The 2,706-nt window shown below is 37.3% G+C and carries 2 protein-coding genes; both read right to left on the minus strand.

Annotated features, from left to right (window positions below; all coding sequences use genetic code 11):
* Nucleotides 1-103 precede the first annotated feature (103 nt).
* A complete protein-coding gene (locus B0A58_RS13470) occupies nucleotides 104-2,317 on the minus strand; it encodes a RelA/SpoT family protein (protein WP_089081493.1) in 2,214 nt (737 codons plus the stop codon).
* A gap of 188 nt (nucleotides 2,318-2,505) precedes the next feature.
* Nucleotides 2,506-2,706 (minus strand): hypothetical protein (locus B0A58_RS16670; RefSeq protein WP_207758853.1); only part of this gene is annotated, 201 nt, incomplete at its 5' end.

Raw genomic sequence — 2,706 nt, forward strand, 5'->3', positions numbered from 1 at the left:
TTTCACAATATTTCATTTCTTTTGGAGTTCAATGAACGTCGCTTGTAACAAATAGCCTGACCCGTAGTTTACGGAGGGGCACGCCCATTTGATAATTGTTGGTTTAATGATATACTCTTACTACTTTTTCGATGCCGTCAATTTTTTTAATATTGTCTATTAATTTTTTTAAAATGGTATTATTTTGTACGATTACGGTTATTTGTCCGTTGAAAATTCCTGCATCGCCGCTTAAGGAAATGCTTTGGATGTTGACGTGCATGTTGTTTGAAATCACTTTTGTCAATTCGTTGGTAAGTCCTAGGGTGTCCATACCCATGATGTTGAGGATGGCTTTGAACTCTTGTTGAGTCGAATCGACCCATTTGGCGGCCATAATGCGATAAGCATAATTGGATTGGAGCGAAATGGCATTGGGGCAATCGTGTTTGTGCACTTTGATGCCTTCGTTGATGGTTAAAAATCCAAATACTGTATCGCCTGGAATGGGGTTGCAGCAGGTTGAAAATTTGTAGTCGAGTTTGTCTTGTTCTGCTCCAAAAACAAGCATGTCGTAGTTTTGAATTGGGGTGTTTTTTGAAAAATCAATATCGGGATTGTTAGGTGATCGTTTGATTTTGTTCTTGAAAAAATTGAACAGTGTATTGCTTTTTTTGGCGGCATAGTCTTTTAGGGCTTGGTTTTCTAGGGCTCCAATACCGGCTCTATAAAACAAGTCTAAACTGGTTTTGAGTTTGAAATAATTAACCAATTCGTTGGTTGTTTTTTCGTTCAAAGATACTTTTAAATGGCGTAATTTTCGGGTTAATATTTCTTTGCCTTCTTCGGCTATTTTTTTGGTATTTTCGTTTAATACGTTTCTAATTTTATTTTTGGCTCTGGACGTTGTTACATATTCGAGCCAATGTGAGGTTGGTTTTTGACTTGTAGAGGTAATGATTTCTACTTGGTCACCGCTTTTGAGTTCGTAGTTTAAGGGTACAAGTTTGCCGTTTACACGGGTGCCACGGGTTTTGATACCAATTTCTGAATGGATGCTGAAGGCAAAATCTAAAGAAGTGGCCCCTTTTGGTAATGATCGGATGTCGCCCTTTGGAGTAAATACGTAAATTTCTTTTGAATAAAGGTTCATTTTAAAATCTTCTACAAAATCTACGGCATTGCTTTCGGAGTTTTCGAGTGCTTCTTTGAGTAAGTTGAGCCATACATCCAAACCGCTTTCTTCGCCTCCATTTTTGTATTTATAATGGGCTGCATAGCCTTTTTCGGCAATTTCGTCCATGCGTTCGCTACGAACTTGTATTTCTACCCAACGGCCTTTTGGTCCCATAACGGTTATGTGTAGGGCCTCGTATCCTGTTGATTTTGGCGACGAAATCCAGTCTCGTAAACGGCTAGGGCTTGGTCTGTAATGATCGGTTACGATGGAATAGATTTTCCAGGCCAAGAATTTTTCGTCGTGCGGATTGGATTTATACACAATTCGCAAGGCAAATTTATCGTAAACTTCGTCATAAGTTACGTTTTGAGCTTTCATTTTTCGACGTATCGAATAGACAGATTTTGGACGCCCTTTGATGATGTAGTCCATGCCCTCTTCGTCTAATGATTTTTTTAAAACATCCGAAATATCTTTTATATAAGCGTCTTGCTCTTCTTTGGTTTCTTTGATTTTGCTTACAATATCCTTGTAAACAGCTGGTTCTGTGTATTTTAATCCTAAATCTTCCAATTTTGTTTTGATGTTATACAACCCTAGTCGGTGGGCCAAAGGGGCATAGATGTACAATGTTTCTGAAGCTATTTTGGTTTGTTTATAAGCTGCCATCGAATCCATCGTTTGCATGTTGTGCAATCTGTCGGCCAGTTTGATCAAAATAACCCGCACGTCGTCGTTTAGGGTAAGCAACATTTTTCTGAAGTTTTCGGCTTGCATCGAAATGTTTAAATCTTTTTTTACTTGTGATATTTTGGTTAATCCTTCCACAAGTTGGGCCACTTTTGGGTTGAACATCGTTTCGATATCCTGAACCGTAAAAGGGGTATCCTCAACTACATCGTGCAACAAGGCCGCAGCAATACCAGTGGCTCCTAAACCAATTTCTGAGGCTACTATTTTGGCTACTGCAATGGGGTGAAAAATATAGGCTTCGCCTGATTTTCTGCGTTGTTCTTTGTGGGCATCAACAGCAACATCAAAGGCTTTTCGAATCAATTTTTTGTCTTCGTCTGTAAGTGTTTGGTAACTGATACGTAACAACTCTTTGTATTCTTGAGCAATTGCTTTATTTTCTTTTTCAATGTCTATCTCGTTCATGGCGTTGTTTTTTTTGATTTTCTAAAATTAAATAAAAAAACAATTCAAACAAAATTTTTTTTGGGATAAAATTTCTATATTTTAAATGCCCATCCATTTTTACCAAAATGAGACAGCCCAATTATACAAATCCATTGTTTTCAACTAAATTAGATCAACTTAAATTCTAAATAAAACAATTCGCATATTTAAATTACTTTGGCATTCCCCAAGGGTCGGGCTTTTCGTTTCATACAACGTTCATTGAACTCCAAAAGAAATATAATATTGTGAAATAATCTTTTTTGATTACCACATTCAGAAACTATTTTCATGCAATGCAACACCCCTTTTGGGAGCTGGGGGGCTTCTAAAAGGATTTCGACTGCTATACTTATACCAAATATATT

The sequence above is a fragment of the Flavobacterium branchiophilum NBRC 15030 = ATCC 35035 genome (assembly GCF_002217205.1).
In the GTDB taxonomy this organism is placed as follows: domain Bacteria; phylum Bacteroidota; class Bacteroidia; order Flavobacteriales; family Flavobacteriaceae; genus Flavobacterium; species Flavobacterium branchiophilum.